The organism is Robertmurraya korlensis NBRC 107688, from assembly GCF_001591645.1.
GTDB lineage: Bacteria > Bacillota > Bacilli > Bacillales > Cytobacillaceae > Robertmurraya_A.
In genome coordinates this window covers 22,717-42,598 of record NZ_BCVH01000025.1, presented here as the reverse complement: position 1 = coordinate 42,598, position 19,882 = coordinate 22,717, and the positions used below count along the sequence as shown (strand labels likewise).

At 38.7% G+C, this 19,882-nt stretch carries 13 protein-coding genes and 1 other annotated feature; of the genes, 10 read left to right on the top strand and 3 right to left on the bottom strand.

What is annotated here, in order from left to right; all coding sequences use genetic code 11:
* Nucleotides 1-142: 142 nt before the first annotated feature.
* Nucleotides 143-1,048: a LysR family transcriptional regulator gene (locus BKO01S_RS20890; protein WP_066059118.1), complete on the bottom strand. Its 906-nt coding sequence runs from the start codon at nucleotides 1,046-1,048 to the stop codon at nucleotides 143-145.
* Between the two features lie 228 nt (nucleotides 1,049-1,276).
* Here BKO01S_RS20890 and BKO01S_RS20885 point away from each other — a divergent pair, with 228 nt between their 5' ends.
* The 3 genes from BKO01S_RS20885 (at nucleotide 1,277) to bcaP (ending at nucleotide 6,450) form a co-directional block, all read left to right on the top strand.
* Nucleotides 1,277-3,100: an assimilatory sulfite reductase (NADPH) flavoprotein subunit gene (locus tag BKO01S_RS20885; protein ID WP_066059115.1), complete on the top strand. Its 1,824-nt coding sequence runs from the start codon at nucleotides 1,277-1,279 to the stop codon at nucleotides 3,098-3,100.
* A gap of 24 nt (nucleotides 3,101-3,124) precedes the next feature.
* The gene (cysI, locus tag BKO01S_RS20880) at nucleotides 3,125-4,846 is read left to right on the top strand and encodes an assimilatory sulfite reductase (NADPH) hemoprotein subunit (RefSeq protein WP_066059112.1); all 1,722 of its coding nucleotides are present in this window, start codon (nucleotides 3,125-3,127) and stop codon (nucleotides 4,844-4,846) included.
* Nucleotides 4,847-5,058: 212 nt separating this feature from the next.
* Entirely contained in the window at nucleotides 5,059-6,450 is a 1,392-nt protein-coding gene (gene bcaP / locus BKO01S_RS20875; RefSeq protein WP_066059111.1) for a branched-chain amino acid transporter BcaP, read from the top strand.
* A 42-nt stretch (nucleotides 6,451-6,492) separates the two neighbouring features.
* Here bcaP and BKO01S_RS20870 read toward each other — a convergent pair whose 3' ends face one another.
* Nucleotides 6,493-7,764, bottom strand: coding sequence for an ATP-binding protein (locus BKO01S_RS20870; protein WP_066059108.1), 1,272 nt, complete (start codon nucleotides 7,762-7,764; stop codon nucleotides 6,493-6,495).
* A 156-nt stretch (nucleotides 7,765-7,920) separates the two neighbouring features.
* Nucleotides 7,921-8,196: a binding site (T-box leader), on the top strand.
* Nucleotides 8,197-8,250: 54 nt separating this feature from the next.
* On the opposite strand from BKO01S_RS20870, the gene metG reads away from it, so the two are divergent.
* The 7 genes from metG to BKO01S_RS24075 all read left to right on the top strand — a co-directional run bounded on the left by metG (nucleotide 8,251) and on the right by BKO01S_RS24075 (nucleotide 16,981).
* Nucleotides 8,251-9,870 (top strand): methionine--tRNA ligase, encoded by a 1,620-nt coding sequence (metG, locus tag BKO01S_RS20865; RefSeq protein WP_066059105.1) that lies wholly within the window; start codon nucleotides 8,251-8,253, stop codon nucleotides 9,868-9,870.
* 415 nt (nucleotides 9,871-10,285) lie between these two features.
* Nucleotides 10,286-11,698 carry a PTS mannitol transporter subunit IIBC gene (locus tag BKO01S_RS20860; protein ID WP_066059102.1) on the top strand — a complete coding sequence of 471 codons (1,413 nt, stop codon included), beginning with the start codon at nucleotides 10,286-10,288 and terminating at the stop codon, nucleotides 11,696-11,698.
* A gap of 132 nt (nucleotides 11,699-11,830) precedes the next feature.
* Nucleotides 11,831-12,841 (top strand): DUF1646 family protein, encoded by a 1,011-nt coding sequence (locus tag BKO01S_RS20855; protein ID WP_066059099.1) that lies wholly within the window; start codon nucleotides 11,831-11,833, stop codon nucleotides 12,839-12,841.
* Between the two features lie 189 nt (nucleotides 12,842-13,030).
* Nucleotides 13,031-15,133, top strand: coding sequence for a BglG family transcription antiterminator (locus BKO01S_RS20850; RefSeq protein ID WP_066059096.1), 2,103 nt, complete (start codon nucleotides 13,031-13,033; stop codon nucleotides 15,131-15,133).
* Between the two features lie 12 nt (nucleotides 15,134-15,145).
* Entirely contained in the window at nucleotides 15,146-15,583 is a 438-nt protein-coding gene (locus BKO01S_RS20845; protein WP_066059093.1) for a PTS mannitol transporter subunit IIA, read from the top strand.
* A gap of 1 nt (nucleotide 15,584) precedes the next feature.
* Nucleotides 15,585-16,745, top strand: coding sequence for a mannitol-1-phosphate 5-dehydrogenase (locus BKO01S_RS20840; protein ID WP_066059090.1), 1,161 nt, complete (start codon nucleotides 15,585-15,587; stop codon nucleotides 16,743-16,745).
* Nucleotides 16,746-16,825: 80 nt separating this feature from the next.
* Nucleotides 16,826-16,981, top strand: coding sequence for a YpzG family protein (locus tag BKO01S_RS24075; protein WP_084362168.1), 156 nt, complete (start codon nucleotides 16,826-16,828; stop codon nucleotides 16,979-16,981).
* A 207-nt stretch (nucleotides 16,982-17,188) separates the two neighbouring features.
* On the opposite strand, the gene adhE is transcribed toward BKO01S_RS24075, so the two are convergent.
* Nucleotides 17,189-19,792 carry a bifunctional acetaldehyde-CoA/alcohol dehydrogenase gene (gene adhE, locus BKO01S_RS20835; RefSeq protein WP_066059085.1) on the bottom strand — a complete coding sequence of 868 codons (2,604 nt, stop codon included), beginning with the start codon at nucleotides 19,790-19,792 and terminating at the stop codon, nucleotides 17,189-17,191.
* Between the last annotated feature and the right edge of the window lie 90 nt (nucleotides 19,793-19,882).

The following is a 19,882-nucleotide window of genomic DNA, read 5'->3' as shown; positions in this document are numbered from 1 at the left end:
GGAAACTTTAAATGAAGGTACTCCGAGTTTAAGGAACAGGAAAGGTGCTTGTCCATATTCTCTATTAAAGGACAGGCACTTTTTCTTATTTAAAAAAGTCCCCAAATAAATACATAATAAAGCTCGAAGGAGCGAGCTATACTTAAATTGATTCAGAGTGGTAGGGCCACATCTCTTGGAGGCTCGTAATAAAAAGCTCCACGTTTTTCTTTTTTTTCATAGTAGGAGAGTAAACATAAGACAGTGTTCTAGGGAATTGAAAATCTTTGATACGGATGATGGCTAACTCTCCATGGTTGACTTCTTTATGGATCACGCTGTTAGATAAAAGTGATAGACCCATACCTTTACTTATGGTTTCCTTAATTCCTTGATTGCTACTAATAGATAGAAGGGATTGTATTTTTAACCCATTCGAACGGATCACGTGATTTAAGTATTCCCGGGTACCTGAACCAACCTCCCTCGTCACCCATACTTGGTTTTGAAGGTCTGATATGAATATGTCTCTATTCATTGTTGCAAGAGGATGCAAAGCGGATGATACAACAAAAAGCTCGTCCTTTAAAAAAGGGTGGACAGATAGTTCTTTTTCGTTGGTTTGCCCTTCAATTAGGCCAATCTCCACTTCATGCCTTTTAACGGATTGAACAATTTCCTTCGTATTCCCTATAACCACTTCAAGTTCGAGTGCCGGATGGTCCTTTTGGATGTCATGAAGAAGAGAAGGTAGAATGTACTCTCCAATGGTAAAGCTTGCCCCGATTTTCAAGGATCCTCTAACAGATGTTTGCAAGTCGAGGATATCTTGTTTGGTTTGCTCATACATGCTTATTAACTGTTTGGCTCGATCATACAAAATCTCTCCAGAAGGAGTGATTTTTAGTTGTTTTGGAGAACGTATGAATAGTTTCGTTTGAAACTCGTTTTCTAAATTCTTAATATGTAAACTAACACTTGGTTGAGACATGAGAAGGAGTTCAGCCGTTTTGGTGAAGTTCTTTACTTCCACTAGAGTGACAAAGGTCTTTAACTCATCAAAATACATACTTGATCCTCCTTATTATTAGAAATATTAATACTTATAATCAGTTATATGTATTTTACCAATAGCCAAACTTAAGGTAAAGTAATTATCATAGAAGAGAAATCTGTAGTTAACGGTTAAATATTAAAACCGACTTAACTTATTGGAATAATTAATATATAATGATTTTTAAGATATTTTGCGAATTTTGGAGAAATTAGTCTATTTATTTTTGTGAGGTGGATTTCGTTGCAACTTCAGGTCATGAACAGCCCGTTTAGTCAGGAGCAGGCAGAGCTTCTTAACAAAATACTGCCGACATTAACTGAATCACAGAAGGTTTGGCTTAGTGGATATTTAGCAGCTATTCAAGCAGCACCAGCAACTGCTGTATCAGAATCAGCTTCTGTAGCCCTATCAGTGGAAGCTTCAAAGCCAATTTCGAAAGAAGTAACCATCCTTTTTGGTTCACAGACAGGAAATGCACAACGACTTGCTACAAAAGCAGGTAAAACGCTTGAAAGCAATGGTTTTCAAGTAACGGTTTCATCCATGAGTGATTTTAAACCGAATAATTTAAAGAAACTACAGAATCTATTGATTGTTGCAAGTACACATGGGGAGGGTGAACCACCTGATAATGCGTTATCCTTCCACGAGTTTTTACACAGCAAGCGTGCTCCAAAGTTAGATGAGCTTAACTATGCGGTTTTATCGTTAGGGGATAGCTCGTACGAATTCTTCTGTCAAACAGGAAAAGAATTTGATGAACGCCTTAAGGAGTTAGGTGGCAAGTCATTAACGGAGAGAGTGGACTGTGATTTAGATTATGATGAGCCAGCGGCTGAATGGATTGAGAGTGTTCTTGCGGCTCTAGGACAGGCTGGAACTGCGGCAAGCCAAGCTCATGCTGGTGCGGTCGTACAAGTAACTCCAGAGGAATCTATTTATTCAAGAACAAATCCTTTCCGTGCTGAAGTATTAGAAAACTTAAATCTAAATGGTCGTGGATCAAATAAAGAAACACGTCATCTTGAGTTATCACTAGAAGGTTCAGGATTAACTTATCAACCGGGTGACAGCCTAGGTATCTATCCAGAGAATGATCCAGAGCTTGTGGAGAATATCCTAGCGGAGATGAATTGGAATGCCGATGATCAGATAACAATTAATAAACAAGGAGAAGTGCGAACACTAAAAGATGCGCTTCTTACCAACTTTGAAATAACAGTACTGACTAAGCCACTTGTGGAACAGGCAGCCAAGCTTTCTGTGAATCAGGAATTACAGGAGCTGGTGAAGCCAGAAAATGCAGAAAAAGTAAGAGAGTATATTCATGGTCGTGATTTACTTGATTTGCTTCGTGATTTCGGCCCATGGACAGCTTCTTCACAGGAAATTGTCTCTATATTAAGAAAGCTTCCTGCACGATTATATTCAATTGCAAGTAGCTATTCTGCCAACCCAGAGGAAGTTCATCTGACGATTGGTGCGGTGCGTTATGATTCACATGGACGTGAAAGAAAGGGTGTATGCTCGATTCTTACAGCTGAACGTTTACAAGCTGGAGATACACTTCCAATCTTTATTCAACACAATCCAAACTTCAAGCTACCAGAAAATTCTGCTACACCGATTATTATGGTCGGTCCTGGAACAGGAGTGGCACCATTCCGTTCATTTATGCAAGAGCGTGAGGAAAATGGTGCAGAGGGTAAGTCATGGATGTTCTTTGGTGACCAGCACTTTGTAACAGATTTCTTATATCAAACCGAATGGCAAAATTGGTTAAAAGATGGAGTTCTTACTAAAATGGATGTTGCTTTTTCAAGAGATACAAACGAAAAAGTATATGTTCAGCACCGTATGCTTGAGCAAAGCCAGGAATTATATGCGTGGCTTCAAGAGGGAGCGGTCGTATATATTTGTGGTGATGAGAAACATATGGCTCATGACGTACATCAAACATTAATTACGATAATTGAAAAAGAAGGCAGCATGGGTCGTGAAGAAGCGGAAGGCTATTTAGCTACTATGCAGAAAGAAAAACGATACCAGCGTGACGTATACTGAGTTTGAATGAAAGGAGTTTTAAGCATGGTGGAAGTGAAAGATAATTTAAAAGCGCCTGAAGGCCCTGCTAGTGATGTAGAGGGAATAAAAGAACGAAGCGATTACCTACGTGGAACATTAAAAGAAGTAATGCTTGATCGTATCAGTGCGGGAATCCCAGAGGATGATAACCGATTAATGAAGCATCATGGTAGCTATTTACAGGATGACCGTGATGTGCGTGCAGAAAGACAAAAGCAAAAGCTAGAACCAGCATATCAGTTCATGCTTCGTGTTCGACTACCGGGCGGTGTCGCGACACCTGAGCAGTGGCTGGTAATGGATGAGCTTTCTGAAAAGTACGGGAATGGTACTTTAAAATTAACCACTCGCCAAACGTTCCAGATTCATGGAATCTTAAAGTGGAATATGAAGAGTACGATTCAAGGCATAAATCAAGCTCTTATGGATACAATCGCTGCATGTGGTGATGTGAATAGAAATGTCATGAGTACGTCTAATCCACATCAATCAGAAATTCATGCAGAGGTATATGAGTGGGGGAAGAAGCTGAGCGATGATTTGCTTCCACGTACAAGAGCCTATCATGAAATTTGGCTTGATGAGGAAAAAGTGGCAGGTACTCCTGATGTAGAAGTGGAGCCTATGTATGGACCACTTTACCTGCCTCGTAAATTCAAAATTGGTATGGCGATTCCTCCTGAGAACGATGTAGATGTTTTCTCACAGGATCTAGGTTATATTGCGATTGTTGAAGACGGGAAGCTTGTTGGGTTTAACGTAGCAATCGGTGGTGGTATGGGAATGACACACGGTGATAAAAATACCTATCCGCAGCTTGCAAAAGTGATCGGCTTCTGTACGCCTGAGCAAGTATACGATGTGGCTGAGAAGGTTATTACGATTCAACGTGATTATGGAAATCGTTCTGTACGTAAATATGCCCGTTTTAAGTACACGGTAGACCGGTTGGGACTAGAGAATGTTAAGCTTGAGTTAGAAAATCGACTTGGCTGGCAGTTTGAAGAAGCAAAGCCTTACTCATTTGATCATAATGGTGATCGATATGGTTGGGTAAAAGGTCTAAAAGGAAATTGGCATTTTACATTATTTGTGCAAGGTGGACGTATCGCAGATTTCGATGGCTACCCATTAAAAACAGGCTTACGTGAAATTGCAAAGGTTCATACGGGAGATTTCCGTTTAACGGCGAACCAAAACTTAATTATTGGTAGTGTGTCTAAACAGAAAAAGAAAAAAATTACGGAGTTACTTGAAAAGTATGGTTTAACAGATGGAAAACATCACTCTGCGTTACGTCGCAGTTCAATCGCATGCGTATCTCTACCAACATGTGGCCTTGCTATGGCGGAAGCAGAGAGATACCTGCCAAAGCTCATTGATAAGATTGAAGACATCGTTGAAGAAAATGGGCTAAGAGATAAAGAAATTACCATCCGTATGACCGGCTGTCCAAACGGATGCGCAAGACATGCATTAGGTGAAATTGGGTTTATCGGTAAAGCCCCAGGAAAATACAATATGTATTTGGGTGCTGCATTTGATGGAAGTCGATTAAGCAAGATGTATCGTGAAAATATTGGAGAAGAAGAAATCCTTCGAGAGCTTGGTTCCATTATTCCTCGATATGCAAAGGAACGTAATGACGGGGAACATTTTGGAGACTTTGTCATTCGTGCTGGCATTATTGAAGCAACGACAGATGGAACGAATTTCCACGCATAAGTAATAAAAGACCTTTATTCTATCGGAGAATAAAGGTCTTTTTTTGTTTAGTAACATAGAGAAATTGTTTACTGGGCAACATACAATTAGAAATTTTTGAATCTCTTATATTACCATAATTTTTAATTTACAAGCCTCGAACAATTATGTAGAATGTCTAAGGTATATTCGATGTTTTTCGACAATTATTTCAAACTCTATGGGAGGATATAATGGATTTATTTCGCAAGAAACAAGTAGGGAATGCCACAGCAGAAGGTTCCCTCAAACGAGTATTAGGTGCATTCGATCTAACTTTGTTAGGCGTTGGAGCGATCATTGGTACGGGGGTATTCGTATTAACGGGAGTTGCCGCCGCTGAATATGCAGGCCCTGCACTCATTTTATCATTTATTATTGCTGGACTAGCTTGTGTATTCGCAGCCCTTTGTTACTCTGAATTCGCTTCAATGATCCCTCAATCAGGAAGTGCCTATACATATGGATATGTTGCATTTGGAGAACTACTTGCATGGATACTTGGTTGGGATTTAGTTCTTGAATATGGATTGGCATCGTCAGCTGTTGCAAGTGGTTGGTCCGGTTATTTCCAAAGTTTATTAGCAGGGTTCGGTTTGCATTTACCGACCGCTTTAACAAGTGCGTTTGATCCGTCAAAGGGGACATTCGTAGATCTACCAGCTATTATTATTGTGCTATTAGTTACCCTTTTATTAACCAAGGGGGTAAAAGAGTCAGCAAAATTTAATGCCGTCATGGTTGTCATTAAGGTTGCAGTTGTTCTCCTATTTATTGCTATAGGAGTATGGTATGTAGAACCATCTAATTGGCAGCCGTTTATGCCATTTGGTGCATCAGGAGTAGTAGCGGGTGCAGCTGTTGTGGTGTTTGCGTATTTTGGATTTGATGCTGTATCAACAGCAGCTGAGGAAGTAAAAAATCCCCAACGAAATCTTCCAATTGGGATTATTTCTGCTCTAGCGATATGTACCATTCTTTACATTGCTGTTTCGTTGATCCTAACAGGTATCGTGCCGTTTAATCTATTAAACGTAAAGGATCCAGTTGCATTTGCCCTGCGATTTATCCAACAAGATTGGGCAGCAGGTTTTATCTCACTTGGTGCCATTGTAGGAATAACAACGGTTCTAATTGTTATGATGTTTGGACAGACGCGCTTATTTTATGCAATTAGCCGAGATGGACTACTACCGAAAAAATTATCAACCGTTCATCCAAGGTCTCAAGTACCTATTACCAGTACATGGGTAACCGGGGGATTAGTGGCCATCTTTGCAGGCTTTATCCCATTACACAAACTTGCGGAGCTAACAAGTATTGGAACATTGTTTGCTTTTGCAACCGTATCTCTTGGAGTAGCTGTGCTTCGTAAAACACAGCCAGATTTAGCACGTCCGTTCAAGACACCTTTTGTTCCAGTTATTCCTATTCTGGCAGTTGTCTTCTGTGTGTATTTAATGCTCCAGTTATCCGCATTTACATGGAAGGGATTTATCGTTTGGTTACTAATCGGTTTAGCTATATACATTGGGTATGGGTATAAAAATAGTAAATTAAACAACATGGAATCTAAAAATTCATAAAAAAATCCGGTTCAAAATTGAACCGGATTTTTATTTAACATACTATGAGATCTTACGTTCCTCCGCATCGGTCATATATGGTAGTCGAATGAAAATGGTTGTACCAATCCCTTTTTTACTATCTATATGTATGTTCCCTTTCATACTTTCAACTATACGGTAGACGACCATCATACCAAGTCCCGTACCCTTTAAGTCTTTAGTAGAAAAATAGGGCTCACCTAGTCGATTGATTTGCTGCTGGCTCATACCAATTCCATCATCCTTAACACTTATTAAAAGGGACGTTTGTTCCCTAACTGAATGAACGGTTAGGGTTCCACCTGTTGACATGGCTTCTATCCCGTTTCTCATAATATTCACTAAAACTTGTTGGAGAAGTCCTGAGCTACCAGTAATGAATGCTGAATCTAGCTGAGAGTGGATTTCGACCTTGAATTGTTTTGCCATGGGTTCAACAATCTGAATAGCTTGTTGAATTTCCTTGTTCATTTCTAGAATCTCAATTTTTTCAGCAGTAGGCTTGGCAAAGGTTAAGTAATCTCTAATAATATGATCAGCCGAGTCAATTTCACTTATTGCCAAGTCTATATAAGCCTTTTCTTTCTCTGGTATGTCGCTTGATTCACTTAATAATTGCAAAAATCCGCGACTGGCTGTTAAAGGATTCCTTACTTCGTGAGAGATGCTTGAAGCTAGGTGACTGGCAACCTCTGCCTTTTCACTCCTTATTAACCGTAATAATAGTAGATGCTGATTTTTAATATGTTCGGCCATAAAGATAGCCAATCCTATTCCAGCAGCATGAATGCCTGTATAGGCAAAGGTAAAAGATACGGTAATGGGTGACTGAAATAATAATTTCGAGCCTGTCAACACCCAGATAGACATGCCTATAAATAATGAAACTTGGAGGGTAACCTTTTGTGCTAATGAGTATTGCTTGAATTTCTCCCTTATCGTAAAACATATACAGGAAAAAATTATGGCATTTCCTATAGCGAACCAAGAATTTTCAAATCCGTGAATAGCGATTCGTAAGACAACAATAAGTGCTACTAGCCAAACACCTGTGTACCTACTCGCATAAAGGCAACCAAGAACCAGCGGTATAAATCTTAAGTCAAAAGGAATTCCACCTGGAAGTGTTAAGGGAAACATCATACAAAGGGAAACTGAAATGGTAAGGGTGAGGAACATATAAAACTCTAGATGTGTTCTTTTTAGATGATTCTTAATGACGAAGCCCTGAAAAAAGAGTAACGATACCAAGATAATTAATAAATTTATAAGAAAATGAGTAATACTCTCCATCATTGCCTCCGGAAGTTTTCTTTCTATTATTATAAAGGGTAGAAAGGGAAAAAGGGATTCCATTAAAAGAAATTAGGGAGATTTACCTAGGTAAAAAGTGAGTTAGGGATTTTAATTGGTATATTGTTACATTTGTAGATTTTATATATAATATCTGAAAAGGCGTAGAAGAGGAAAAGTAAAATGATTGTTATCCTAAGCAGAGAGCTCCGGAAGCTGAAAAGGAGTTAGGATTCACATTTGAAAAATGGCCTCCGAGCTGCGAACTGAACCTGTTATCCACAGAAGTAGGGGTTGTCGGGAGTTGGCACCCGTTATCAATGTCACGGTATAAGAGTAGAGTATTTCACTGCTTTCGTACTTGCAGAGGCTAACAGTGTGAGCTGTTGGTGAATTAAGGTGGTACCACGGGAGTAAAGTCCTGTCCTTATCTTTATTAAGATACGGACAGGGCTTTTTTTATTTTTATAAAAGGAGGAATCTTGAATGGATGTATTTATTGGGGGGGCATGGCCATATGCAAATGGTTCCCTGCATATTGGTCATGTAGCAGGCTTACTGCCAGGTGATATTCTGGCAAGATACTACCGTTTAAAAGGCGAAAGGGTTTTATATGTGTCGGGAAGTGATTGTAATGGGACACCTATTACGATTCGTGCCATGCAGGAGGGGATGGACGTAACTGACATAGCCGATAGATATCACCAAGAGTTTGAAGAGTGCTTTACAAAGCTAGGATTTTCTTATGATTGTTATACTCGTACGGATTCTGCTCACCATGCTAGTGTGGTACAGGACTTATTTTTAAAGATTGATAATAACGGTTTACTCTATACAAAAGAGATAGATCAAGTATATTGCAATGAATGTGATCAGTTTCTACCTGACCGTTATGTCGAAGGAATCTGCCCGACCTGTGGGGAACAAGCACGTGGTGATCAATGTGATTATTGTTCTACGATATTAGATCCAGTCGAGCTCCATCATAAGACTTGTAAAATATGTGGCTCATCACCTGTCATTAAGAAAACGGAGCATTATTACTTAGCATTAAGTAAGCTTCAACACCAAGTGGAAGAACTGAAGAGAGATAGGGAAGGTTTCTGGCGTGAGAACGCATTACAATTAACCGAAAGATATTTAAGGGAAGGATTGAAAGATCGACCAGCTACTCGTGACCTGCCAAATGGCGTTTCCGTCCCAATAAAAGGATTTGAACATAAGAAAATTTATGTGTGGATTGAGGCGGTTGCAGGGTATTACTCAGCAAGTCTTCTATGGGGGAAAGAAAATGGAAGAGATGTTGAGGACTTCTGGAGGGAAACAACACGTAGCTACTATGTTCATGGGAAGGACAATATCCCTTTCCATTCAATCATATGGCCAGCTATACAAATAGGGTCTGGTTTGGAGGGTTTACCTGATTATATCGTATCAAATGATTACGTAACATTAGAAAAAAAGAAGATTTCTACAAGCAAAAATTGGGCCATTTGGATCCAGGATCTATTAGAGAGGTATCACCCAGACTCGATTCGATACTTTCTAACAATCAACGCACCTGAAAATCGGGATACAGATTTCTCTTGGCGGGAATTTATATACAGTCATAATGGTGAGCTGTTAGGAGCGTATGGGAATTTTGTAAACCGTACGTTAAAGTTCATTCAAAAGCAAACAAATGGTGTAGTGCCTCAATTACCACCTGATAAAAGCATCCAAAGCCGTGTGGAATCCCTTTACCAGCAGGTAGGGGAAGCCATTGAAGCAGCAAGAATGAAGCAAGCACTAGAAGGCATTTTTGAGTGCATAAGATATGCAAATAAGTATTTTGATGAACAGCAACCATGGAAAGCGGAAGAAGAAAAGCGGGATGCAGCCATCGCCACATGTGTGTTTCTTATCATCAATTTTGCCCAATTACTACATCCCTTTCTTCCTCATTCAAGTGAAGAAGTTAGAAAAATGCTCCATCAGTCTAGATTCTCCTGGAAAGTGATTACTAACTTGCCATTGTCTGTAGAGAATATTCACCCACTGTTTGAACGAATAGATATAAGGGCGATAACAGAAGAAGGAGAGAAACTACGCTCACAGATTAAATGAAACTGAAAAGAGAATGCATGTGGGTAGTTCAGTTTTGTGGAGAACATCAACAGACCAAATCGCGTTTGATTTGGTCTGTTCGATTCCCTTATTATAAAGAACGTTATCTAGGTTTAACTATTCAAAAAAGCTTTCACAAACATAGAGAAAAACGAGCAAGTCTAGTCCGAATACCGAATCAGGTTCGTATTTGGACAATCACAAACCCTCCCTTTTTTTCTCCATGTTCCTGAACTACTGAATCTAAAGTCTCTTAACCTATAGAACAATGAACAATAGTGACAATTCAATTATGACAACATGGTTCATGACAAAATGCATTTTAGTTTGAATTGAATAGGTGTTGAAAACGCTTTATCATAAAGTTAGAAACAAGGACAAAAGATTTATATTTCTGAAAGGGGAATTATACTATATGTCTAATCAAGTAGCGCAAAAGTCGGATGTTCGTGTGAAAATCCAACGCTTTGGTAGTCATTTAAGTGGTATGATTATGCCAAATATTGGTGCTTTTATCGCGTGGGGGATTATTACTGCTTTATTTATTCCAACAGGCTGGTATCCAAATGAGGATTTCGCTAAGTTAGTTGGCCCGATGATTACGTATCTTCTTCCATTATTAATTGGTTATACAGGTGGTAAGATCGTATATGATACTCGTGGTGGAGTAGTCGGTGCTACAGCAACAATGGGTGTGATCGTGGGAGCAGAGATTCCAATGTTCCTAGGTGCCATGCTTATGGGGCCGCTTGGAGGGTATCTAATTAAGAAGCTTGACGCAGTCATTGTTCCAAAGATCAGACAAGGTTTTGAAATGTTGGTAAATAACTTTACAGCTGGTATTTTAGGTGGAATCTTAACTTTAATCGCATTTAAAGTAATTGGTCCAGTAGTAGAAGGTTTAAACAATGCGTTAGCTGCAGGAGTTGAGGCAATCGTTGATGCGGGTCTTCTTCCGTTAGCGAATATCCTTATTGAGCCTGCTAAGGTATTATTCTTAAACAATGCTATCAATCACGGGATTTTAAGCCCACTTGGTGTAGAGCAAGCAGCAGATGCTGGAAAGTCTATTATGTTCCTACTAGAATCAAACCCTGGTCCTGGACTCGGTATTCTCTTAGCGATTATGTTATTCGGGAAAGGTTCAGCAAAAAGAACAGCTCCAGGTGCAGTGATTATTCACTTCTTAGGGGGAATCCATGAGATCTACTTCCCATATATCTTAATGAAGCCTATGTTAATCCTTGCTGCAATAGCAGGGGGCGTGAGTGGAGTATTCACACTAACGATTTTTAACGCAGGTCTTGTAGCTCCTCCATCACCAGGAAGTATCTTTGCTTTAATGGCTATGACTCCAAAGGGTGGTCACTTAGGAGTTCTATTAGGAGTAATTGTTGCAGCAGCTGTATCATTCGCAGTAGCATCATTTATTCTTAAGGTTAGCAAAAACAACGAAGAAGAAGATTTAGAAGCGGCAACAGAAAAAATGCAAGAAATGAAAGGGAAAAAGAGTTCAGTAACTGATACACTAGAAAGCAAAGTTGACTTTCATAAAGTGAATAAAATTATCTTTGCTTGTGATGCTGGGATGGGTTCAAGTGCAATGGGTGCATCCATATTACGTAACAAAGTGAAAAAAGCTGAGGTAGAAGGGGTAGAGGTAGCGAATACATCTATCAATAACCTTCCAGCTGATGCTGATATCGTTGTAACACATAAAGATCTAACGGATCGTGCAAAAGCAAAGCTTCCAAATGCACATCATGTATCTGTAGAAAACTTTTTAAATAGTCCTAAGTATGATGAGATTGTGAATAATCTTAAATAAATTAACACCCCTAAATCGATCAACGGTTTAGGGGTGTTTGTTGTTTTGAATATAATAGCAAGTTTGTCCAAAGAAAAGCATATATATTTAAATCCTTAAAAAAGGAAATATGCTATTGGAGATGTCGGAACGATGGTGTGGTGGTTAATACTAGTCTTTTTGTTGGTACTCCTTTTACCCTTAAAGGTAAAGGTTGTAGAGAACAATATTGAAATATTTATCTTTATTATGGGTGCTATTACTGCTATTTCAAGTGGAAGTTGGAGTAAAGATTTATTCTTAAAAGCTGCGAGTGACCCTATTGGTATAACCATTGCTGTTTTCGTTGCCTCATTGTTATTAAAGTGGTTTCATCGAAGCATAGACAGATTCATCAAGCAGTTGTTACGTACCTTTTCATTTAAATGGTGTGTAGCTATCACAGTTATTATTTTGGGTTTCCTATCGAGTATTATAACAGCCATTATTTCTTCTCTCCTCTTGGTCGCTCTTGTCACATCCATGAGGTTAGATCCTAAATCAGCTATCCGCTATGTGGTCCTATCCTGTTTTAGTATTGGATTAGGAGCAAGCTTAACACCTGTGGGAGAACCGGTAGCCACGATCGCAATCAGCAAGTTAGAAGAGGATTTCTTTTATCTCATTGAATTATTAGGACCTATTATTATCCCATTAATTGTTTTCTTAGGAATCTTAGCTGCCGTACTAGTCAAAAAACCAAGGGATTCTCATGAATTCACAAATGCCCACATTAACAATGAAACTTATGAAGACGTTTTGTATAGAGGAATCAAGATATACCTGTTTGTTATGGGCTTGACGTTGCTAGGATCTGGATTTAAAACAGTCATTGACCTCTATGTCATTCATCTAAATACACCATTACTATATTGGATTAACACGGTTTCAGCTGTTTTAGATAATGCTACCCTTGCAGCGGCTGAAATGAGTCCTCAGATGGAGGAACAAAAAGTAAGAGCGGTTTTATTAGGATTACTGATTAGTGGAGGGATGTTGATTCCGGGGAATATTCCGAATATCATAGCTGCTAATAAACTAGGGATTTCAAGCAAGGAGTGGGCAAACTTTGGGATACCTATTGGATTGATCATATTGGTAATCATTTATGCTTTTTTATTATGAAGGGAAGAGGGGTCTAGATTAATCTGGGCTCCATTTTTATGTATTTATTTAATTTTGTCAACAAATACTATGACGAATGTGTATTTTTAAACGGTTGTTAACAGGTATTTACAAGAGTATCATTTAAATATAAGCATCTTTTTAATTTAATATTGTCATCAAGTTGGACTCTTTAGGAGTTGATGGTCTATGTATATTACAGCGAGAGAAAGGAAAATTCTCGAGGTGATACTTCTTAATGAAGAGGAAACGACCGTGAGTAGTATTGCCAAAATTCTTAACGTAAGTTCAAGGACGGTACACCGAGATTTAAAAGGTGTCGAAGAAATACTAAAATCCTACGATTTGTCATTATCCAGGCAGTCTGGGGTGGGGATTCTTGTAAAAGGGAGTAGTGAAAACAAAGAGAAGTTAAAACTATTCTTATTCAGTGCCTCTCATAACGAGTACACTCCGGATGAACGACAAACCATTATTCTCTCAAGCTTACTTGAAAGCTTAGAACCCGTAAAACTGGTTGTTTTAGCAAATGACCTGAATGTCACGATTGCAACCGTTAGTAATGATTTAAACAAAATCGAAGAAAAAATTGAACCATATGGGTTATCTCTTATTCGTAAAAGAGGATACGGAGTTGAGTTGTCTGGTCTAGAAACAGCTAAGCGAAAAGTCATGAGCAGCTTAATTTTAGATCACTTGGATGAGTTTGAGTTTATTTCTTTTATCCGTGAGAATATTCAGAAACGATCGGCTATGGAGATGGATACAGCTACCGACCGATTACTTGGATTAGTGGATAAAAAGAAGCTCGTTATCATTGAAAGTATTATTGATGATGTAAAAAAGGAGCTGCCTTACCCAATAGCGGACAGTGCTTACATCGGTTTGGTTGTCCATTTAGCTCTTGCAACAGAAAGGATACAGCAGGGTGTAGAGATACCACTAGATGACAGATTCCCTGATCAGCTTTCTGCAACAAAAGAGTATAAGATTGCTGAAAAAATAGTTTCGGGATTAGAAAAGGCATTTCAAATTTCTGTTTCCCAAGGTGAAGCAAGTTATATTACGATGCACCTTTTAGGAGCAAAGCTAAGGAATGAGCAAGGGGATATCTTCGAAGAAACAGCTGTCCAAGTGGGATTTACAGCACAAAAGCTCATCCAGTATGTGGGGAATAGGATAGGAAATAATCTTGAAAATAACATTGATCTTTATCAAGGTCTAATTGCTCACTTGCGTCCAGCGATCTATCGAATGAAGCAACAGATGAAGATTAGTAACCCGTTACTTGAGCGAATTATGGAAGATTACCGAGAATTATTTAGCATTATTAATGATGGGGTTGAATTAGTTTTTCCAGACTTCATCGTACCAAAAGAAGAGATAGGTTTTCTTGTTATGCATTTTGCTTCTGCCTTGCTAAGGGGAGAAGAAAATAAGGAAATGAATGGCCTAGTCGTTTGTTCGAGCGGAATAGGAACATCAAAGATACTTGCCACAAAAATTCAAAAAGAACTGCCTTGGTTAAAAACGAAAAATATTTCTCTTTTTGATTTTGAACAAGTAAATCCTGAGGAATATTCTATAATTATTTCGACTGTACCTTTAAAGGATTATCAAGGTCAATATGTTCTAGTAAGTCCTATACTTTCACAGACTGAGATTGAAAGAATTAAACAGTCTATCCGAGTAGAACAGCTTAACCAGCCAAAACAGCTGAATGATTTAAGGAACTCACCCTCCAAGAGTGAAGCGGGGAAAGAGTTTTTTGGGAGAATCCAAAAAAACCATCAATTTACCTCGGCAGCGATTGATATCCTTTCGGGTTATTTTATAAAAAAGCTTGGAGGTTATCATTCGATTGAATCAGCCTTATTAACAGCATGTAAAACACTCTTGGACCAAGGGGTCATTCACGATCCAGTAAGTGTTGTTAACCACTTAAAGGGAAGGGAAGCGCTAGGTGGCCTTGGGATCCCAGAGACTACACTCTCTCTTTACCATACAAGAAGTAATGAAGTGATTAATCCCTCTTTTTCTATGTATGAACTTGAGCATCCAGTGAAGGTAAGTGCTATGGATGGGACAGAAATACTTAATAAACGTATTCTCCTTATGCTTTCACCGGAAGAAGTAACCGAAGAGGCGCTAGAGATTCTAAGCCAAATCAGTGCATCTCTTATCCGTAATCATGACACGATATACCTTTTTGAGAATGGAGAAAGAGAAGCCCTATTTGATTTTTTATGTAACGAGGTAAGGGACATTTATGAAACAAAATATAATCATTAAGGAGTGGACAATATGTCATTACAAATCTTAACAGCAGAAACGATTCAATTAAATGTTGCGTTGTCAACAAAGGAGGAGGCTATTAGAAAGACAGGCCAAATTCTTGTGGATAAAGGGTATGTTGAACCATCATATATTGAAAAGATGCTTGCTAGGGAAGAGTTAACATCTACTTATATGGGGAATTTCGTTGCGATCCCTCACGGAACAGAGGATGCGAAGGATCTGGTGAAACAATCTGGAATTTCAATCATTCAAGCTCCAGAAGGGGTAGATTTTGGTGGCGGCAATATTGTAAAGGTCCTCATTGGAATTGCAGGAAAAAATAATGAACACCTAGATATTCTATCAAACATTGCTATCGTATGTTCAGAAGAAGAAAATATCGAGAAAATCGTTCAGGCTAAAACAGAAGAAGAAATCCTACATTTATTTGCTGAGGTGAACTAATATGTTTGCTCTACATTTTGGTGCAGGGAATATAGGTCGTGGGTTTATTGGATTATTGCTACAACAATCCGGATATGAGGTTTGTTTTGCTGATGTGAATTCTGAAATAGTTGATTTACTTAACGAGCGTAAAGAATATAAAGTGGTATTGGCGAATAAAGAGCAAACGGAAACAACAGTGAAAAACGTTGCTGCTATTAACAGTGCCATAAACGGTGATCTAATTGAAGAGGCTATTATTCAGGCCGATTTAATCACTACGGCAGTAGGGCCAAATATATTAGCAATTATTGCACCGATGATTGCTAAAGGATTGAAAAAAAGAGCAGCTATTTCAGATAAACCGTTAAATATTATCGCTTGTGAAAATATGATTGGCGGTAGTGCTTTTCTTAAGGAAAAGGTATATGAACAATTAACAGAGGAAGATAGAAATACCTTTGATTCTCTTTACGGATTTCCAAACTCCGCGGTTGACCGAATTGTTCCGAACCAAACAAATGAAGACAAGCTCTTGGTAAAAGTGGAGCCATTCTTTGAATGGGTAATCGAGCAAACGGCTTGGGTGGGAGAAAAACCATCTATTGAAGGGGCAACACTAGTTGATGACTTAGCTCCATATATCGAAAGAAAATTGTTTACAGTCAATACAGGGCATGCGGCAATTGCGTATGTAGGTTCAGTATACGGCTTTCATCCTATTGCAGAAGCTATACAAAATGATCGAGTGCACCAGATTGTTTCTGGAGCATTGCAAGAGTCAGGAAGAGTTCTTGTTAAAAAATACGGGTTTTCCAATGAACAACATCAAGCATACATTGACAAAATTATTGGCCGTTTTAAAAATGAATACATTATTGACGATGTGAAAAGAGTGGGGAGATCCCCTCTTCGAAAGCTTGGCATTCACGATCGGTTATTTGCTCCAGCATTAGAATACTTCAATGAGTTTCAAGAAGCACCCGTTCATTTATGCAAAGTAGTGGCTGCTGCGTTGTTATTTACTTCAAATGATGATCAAGAAGCGATTGACCTTCAAAAGAGTGTGAAGAATGATGGAATAGTGGCGGTATTAACTAGGTTAACAAATCTAGATCAGAATCATGCAATTATCGAGAAGATTGTAGAAGAATATAATCAATTCCAAAATCAGCTATCATAATTTTTCGTTATTGTGAAAAGCTATAATAGATATTCCTCCGAATATCAGCACGTTATCCTAAACCGATGAGGTGATTAGAGATGAGTTTTAGAGATCATTTGGATCAACATTCTCAACTTTTTTGTCACACATGGACAAGGCGAAAGCATGCTAGTAGTAATCAGGTAAATGGGCAAACGAGAAAATCTCAATCCGAGATTATTCTTCACAGAAATGCAAAGGCCCACCGCTGGTAAGGGATAGTTCGATGATATGAGGAAAAAGGAATAGGTTAGCACTGCTAGCCAAAAAGAGAGAACCGACATGGTTCTCTCTTTTTTAAAGTCAAGAGAAAGGAAAAAATAACCCATCCCTGGGGGAAGGGATGGGTTACTATTTTAATGGGAGATAGGGGAATCTCCTAATGGAAAACACTTATAGATTTAAACAAGTTACAATCTCTGTTACACACCTTTGAAGGCTTCACGGTAAATTTGTGCTAATTCTGTTACTAACGGTAATTTAGGGTTAGCAGTTGTACATTGATCTTCAAATGCACGTTCAGCTAAGTAATCAACTTTAGCTTCAAAAGCTTCTTTTGTTACTCCATTTGCTTCGATGCTCATTGGGATTTCTAACTCTTTAGCAAGCTTGATAACCGCTTGAATTAAGCTTTCTACACCTTCTTCAGTAGTACGAGCAGGAAGACCTAATGTTCTAGCGATTTCAGCATAACGTTGGTCAGCAATAAAGTTCTCGTACTTAGGGAATGCAGCAAACTTTGTTGGTTTTGTTGCATTGTAACGAATCACGTGTGGCATTAAGATTGTGTTAGAACGTCCGTGAGCGATGTGGTATTCTGCACCAAGCTTATGTGCCAAGCTGTGGTTAATTCCAAGGAATGCGTTAGCAAATGCCATACCAGCAATTGTTGAAGCATTATGCATTTTTTCACGTGCTACTGCATCGCTGCCATCACGGTATGCTCTTGGTAGGTATTCAAATACTAGCTGGATTGCTTTCATAGCCAAACCATCAGTGTAATCGTTAGCCATAATAGATACATAAGCTTCGAATGCGTGAGTTAATACGTCCATACCAGTATCAGCAGTAATGACCTTAGGAACAGTCATAACAAACTGTGGATCGATGATCGCTACATCTGGAGTTAACTCATAATCTGCTAATGGATACTTAATGTTGTTTACCTTGTCTGTGATAACAGAGAAAGATGTTACCTCAGAACCAGTTCCAGATGTTGTTGGAATTGCAACAAATTGAGTTTTTTCACCTAACTTAGGATACTTAACAACACGCTTACGAATATCTAAGAATTTTTGTTTTAGTCCAAAGAAGTCTGCATCTGGGTGTTCGTAGAATAACCACATACCTTTTGCAGCATCCATTGCAGAACCACCACCAAGTGCAATAATAACATCTGGTTGGAATGCTGCCATAGCTTCTGCACCAGCCATAACTGTGTCGATAGATGGATCTGGCTCAACTGCTGAAAATACTTCAACATGAACTAGATTTGGACGCTGACGAAGGTAACGAGTCACGATGTCAACATATCCTAGTTTTACCATTCCAGGGTCAGTGACGATAAATGCTCTTGAAACATTTGGCATTTTAGCTAGGTACTGAGTAGAATTTTTTTCGAAATAGATTTTAGGTGGAACCTTAAACCATTGCATATTATTATTCCTCTTCGCTAACTTTTTAATATTTACAAGATGGATAGCTCCTACGTTTTGAGATACAGAGTTTCCACCAAATGTACCGCAACCAAGTGTTAATGATGGCATAAATGCGTTATAGATGTCGCCAATTGCACCTTGTGAAGAAGGGGCATTAACGATGATACGACCAGCCTTCATACGAAGTCCAAATTCCTTCATTACTTCTTCGTTTGTTGAATGAAGAACAGCTGAGTGACCAAGTCCACCGAATTCAAGCATTTCTTCAGCACGTGTTAAACCTTCTTCTAAGCTGTTCACCTTGAAGCAAGCAAGAACTGGGCTTAGTTTTTCACGAGAAAGTGGAGATTCAGGTCCAACTGTTTTAAGTTCAGCAATAAGAATCTTAGTATCTTCAGGTACTTCTACTCCAGCAAGCTGTGCAATTTTAGCAGCAGGCATCCCTACGATCGTTGGGTTAACTGCACAAGTATTTTCATTAATAACCAATGCCTCAACCTTTTTCTTTTCTGCATCGTTTAGGAAGTAGCACTTATTAGAAATTAGTTCTTTCTTCACGTCATTGTAGATTTCTTTATCGATAATAACCGCTTGTTCAGAAGCACAAATCATACCATTATCGAATGTTTTAGATAAGATTAAGTCGTTTACTGCACGCTTAATTTTTGCTGATTTTTCGATATAACAAGGAACGTTACCAGCACCAACACCTAGAGCAGGCTTACCAGAGCTATAAGCTGATTTAACCATTCCAGGTCCACCCGTTGCTAAAATAAGTGAAATTCCAGGGTGCTTCATTAATGCTTGAGTAGCTGCTACAGATGGCTTTTCAACCCACTGGATACAGTTTTCAGGAGCACCGGCTTTAATCGCTGCATCACGTACGACACGCGCTGCTTCACTGCTACATTTTTGTGCAGATGGATGGAAAGCAAAGATGATAGGGTTTCTTGTTTTGATAGCAATTAGTGATTTGAACATTGTAGTTGATGTTGGGTTTGTTACAGGTGTTACCCCAGCAACCACTCCAACTGGATCAGCGATTGTATAAACACCCTCAAATTGGTTGTCATCGATAATTCCAACTGTTTTGTTATTCTTAATATTGTTGTAAACATATTCTGTTGCAAATATGTTTTTGATCATTTTATCTTCAAAAACACCGCGACCTGTTTCTTCTACCGCTAGCTTAGCTAAAGGCATATGCTGGTCAAGTCCTGCTAGTGCCATTGCTTTAACGATTTCATCAATCATTTCCTGAGTAAAGCTTTGGAATTCCTTTAATGCTTTTTGACCTTTTGCAGCTAGATCATCAATCATTTTTGCAACTTCTTGATTTTCAGTGAGTACTTTTTCTTCAACTGCCATATTAAAGACCTCCGTTTAAACATTTTAGTTTGTGAAATATTTCACATTCATTAGTAAAAAAAATTAACTTTGAAGTATTGCAAGATGTAT

What these genes read in the sequence shown, in the direction of transcription:
- BKO01S_RS20890 (WP_066059118.1), bottom strand. Translation starts at nt 1,048, where the DNA reads ATGTATTTTGATGAGTTAAAGACCTTTGTCACTCTAGTGGAAGTAAAG.
- cysI (WP_066059112.1), top strand. Translation starts at nt 3,125, where the DNA reads ATGGTGGAAGTGAAAGATAATTTAAAAGCGCCTGAAGGCCCTGCTAGT.
- bcaP (WP_066059111.1), top strand. Translation starts at nt 5,059, where the DNA reads ATGGATTTATTTCGCAAGAAACAAGTAGGGAATGCCACAGCAGAAGGT.
- BKO01S_RS20870 (WP_066059108.1), bottom strand. Translation starts at nt 7,764, where the DNA reads ATGGAGAGTATTACTCATTTTCTTATAAATTTATTAATTATCTTGGTA.
- metG (WP_066059105.1), top strand. Translation starts at nt 8,251, where the DNA reads ATGGATGTATTTATTGGGGGGGCATGGCCATATGCAAATGGTTCCCTG.
- BKO01S_RS20860 (WP_066059102.1), top strand. Translation starts at nt 10,286, where the DNA reads ATGTCTAATCAAGTAGCGCAAAAGTCGGATGTTCGTGTGAAAATCCAA.
- BKO01S_RS20855 (WP_066059099.1), top strand. Translation starts at nt 11,831, where the DNA reads ATGGTGTGGTGGTTAATACTAGTCTTTTTGTTGGTACTCCTTTTACCC.
- BKO01S_RS20850 (WP_066059096.1), top strand. Translation starts at nt 13,031, where the DNA reads ATGTATATTACAGCGAGAGAAAGGAAAATTCTCGAGGTGATACTTCTT.
- BKO01S_RS20845 (WP_066059093.1), top strand. Translation starts at nt 15,146, where the DNA reads ATGTCATTACAAATCTTAACAGCAGAAACGATTCAATTAAATGTTGCG.
- BKO01S_RS20840 (WP_066059090.1), top strand. Translation starts at nt 15,585, where the DNA reads ATGTTTGCTCTACATTTTGGTGCAGGGAATATAGGTCGTGGGTTTATT.
- BKO01S_RS24075 (WP_084362168.1), top strand. Translation starts at nt 16,826, where the DNA reads ATGAGTTTTAGAGATCATTTGGATCAACATTCTCAACTTTTTTGTCAC.
- adhE (WP_066059085.1), bottom strand. Translation starts at nt 19,792, where the DNA reads ATGGCAGTTGAAGAAAAAGTACTCACTGAAAATCAAGAAGTTGCAAAA.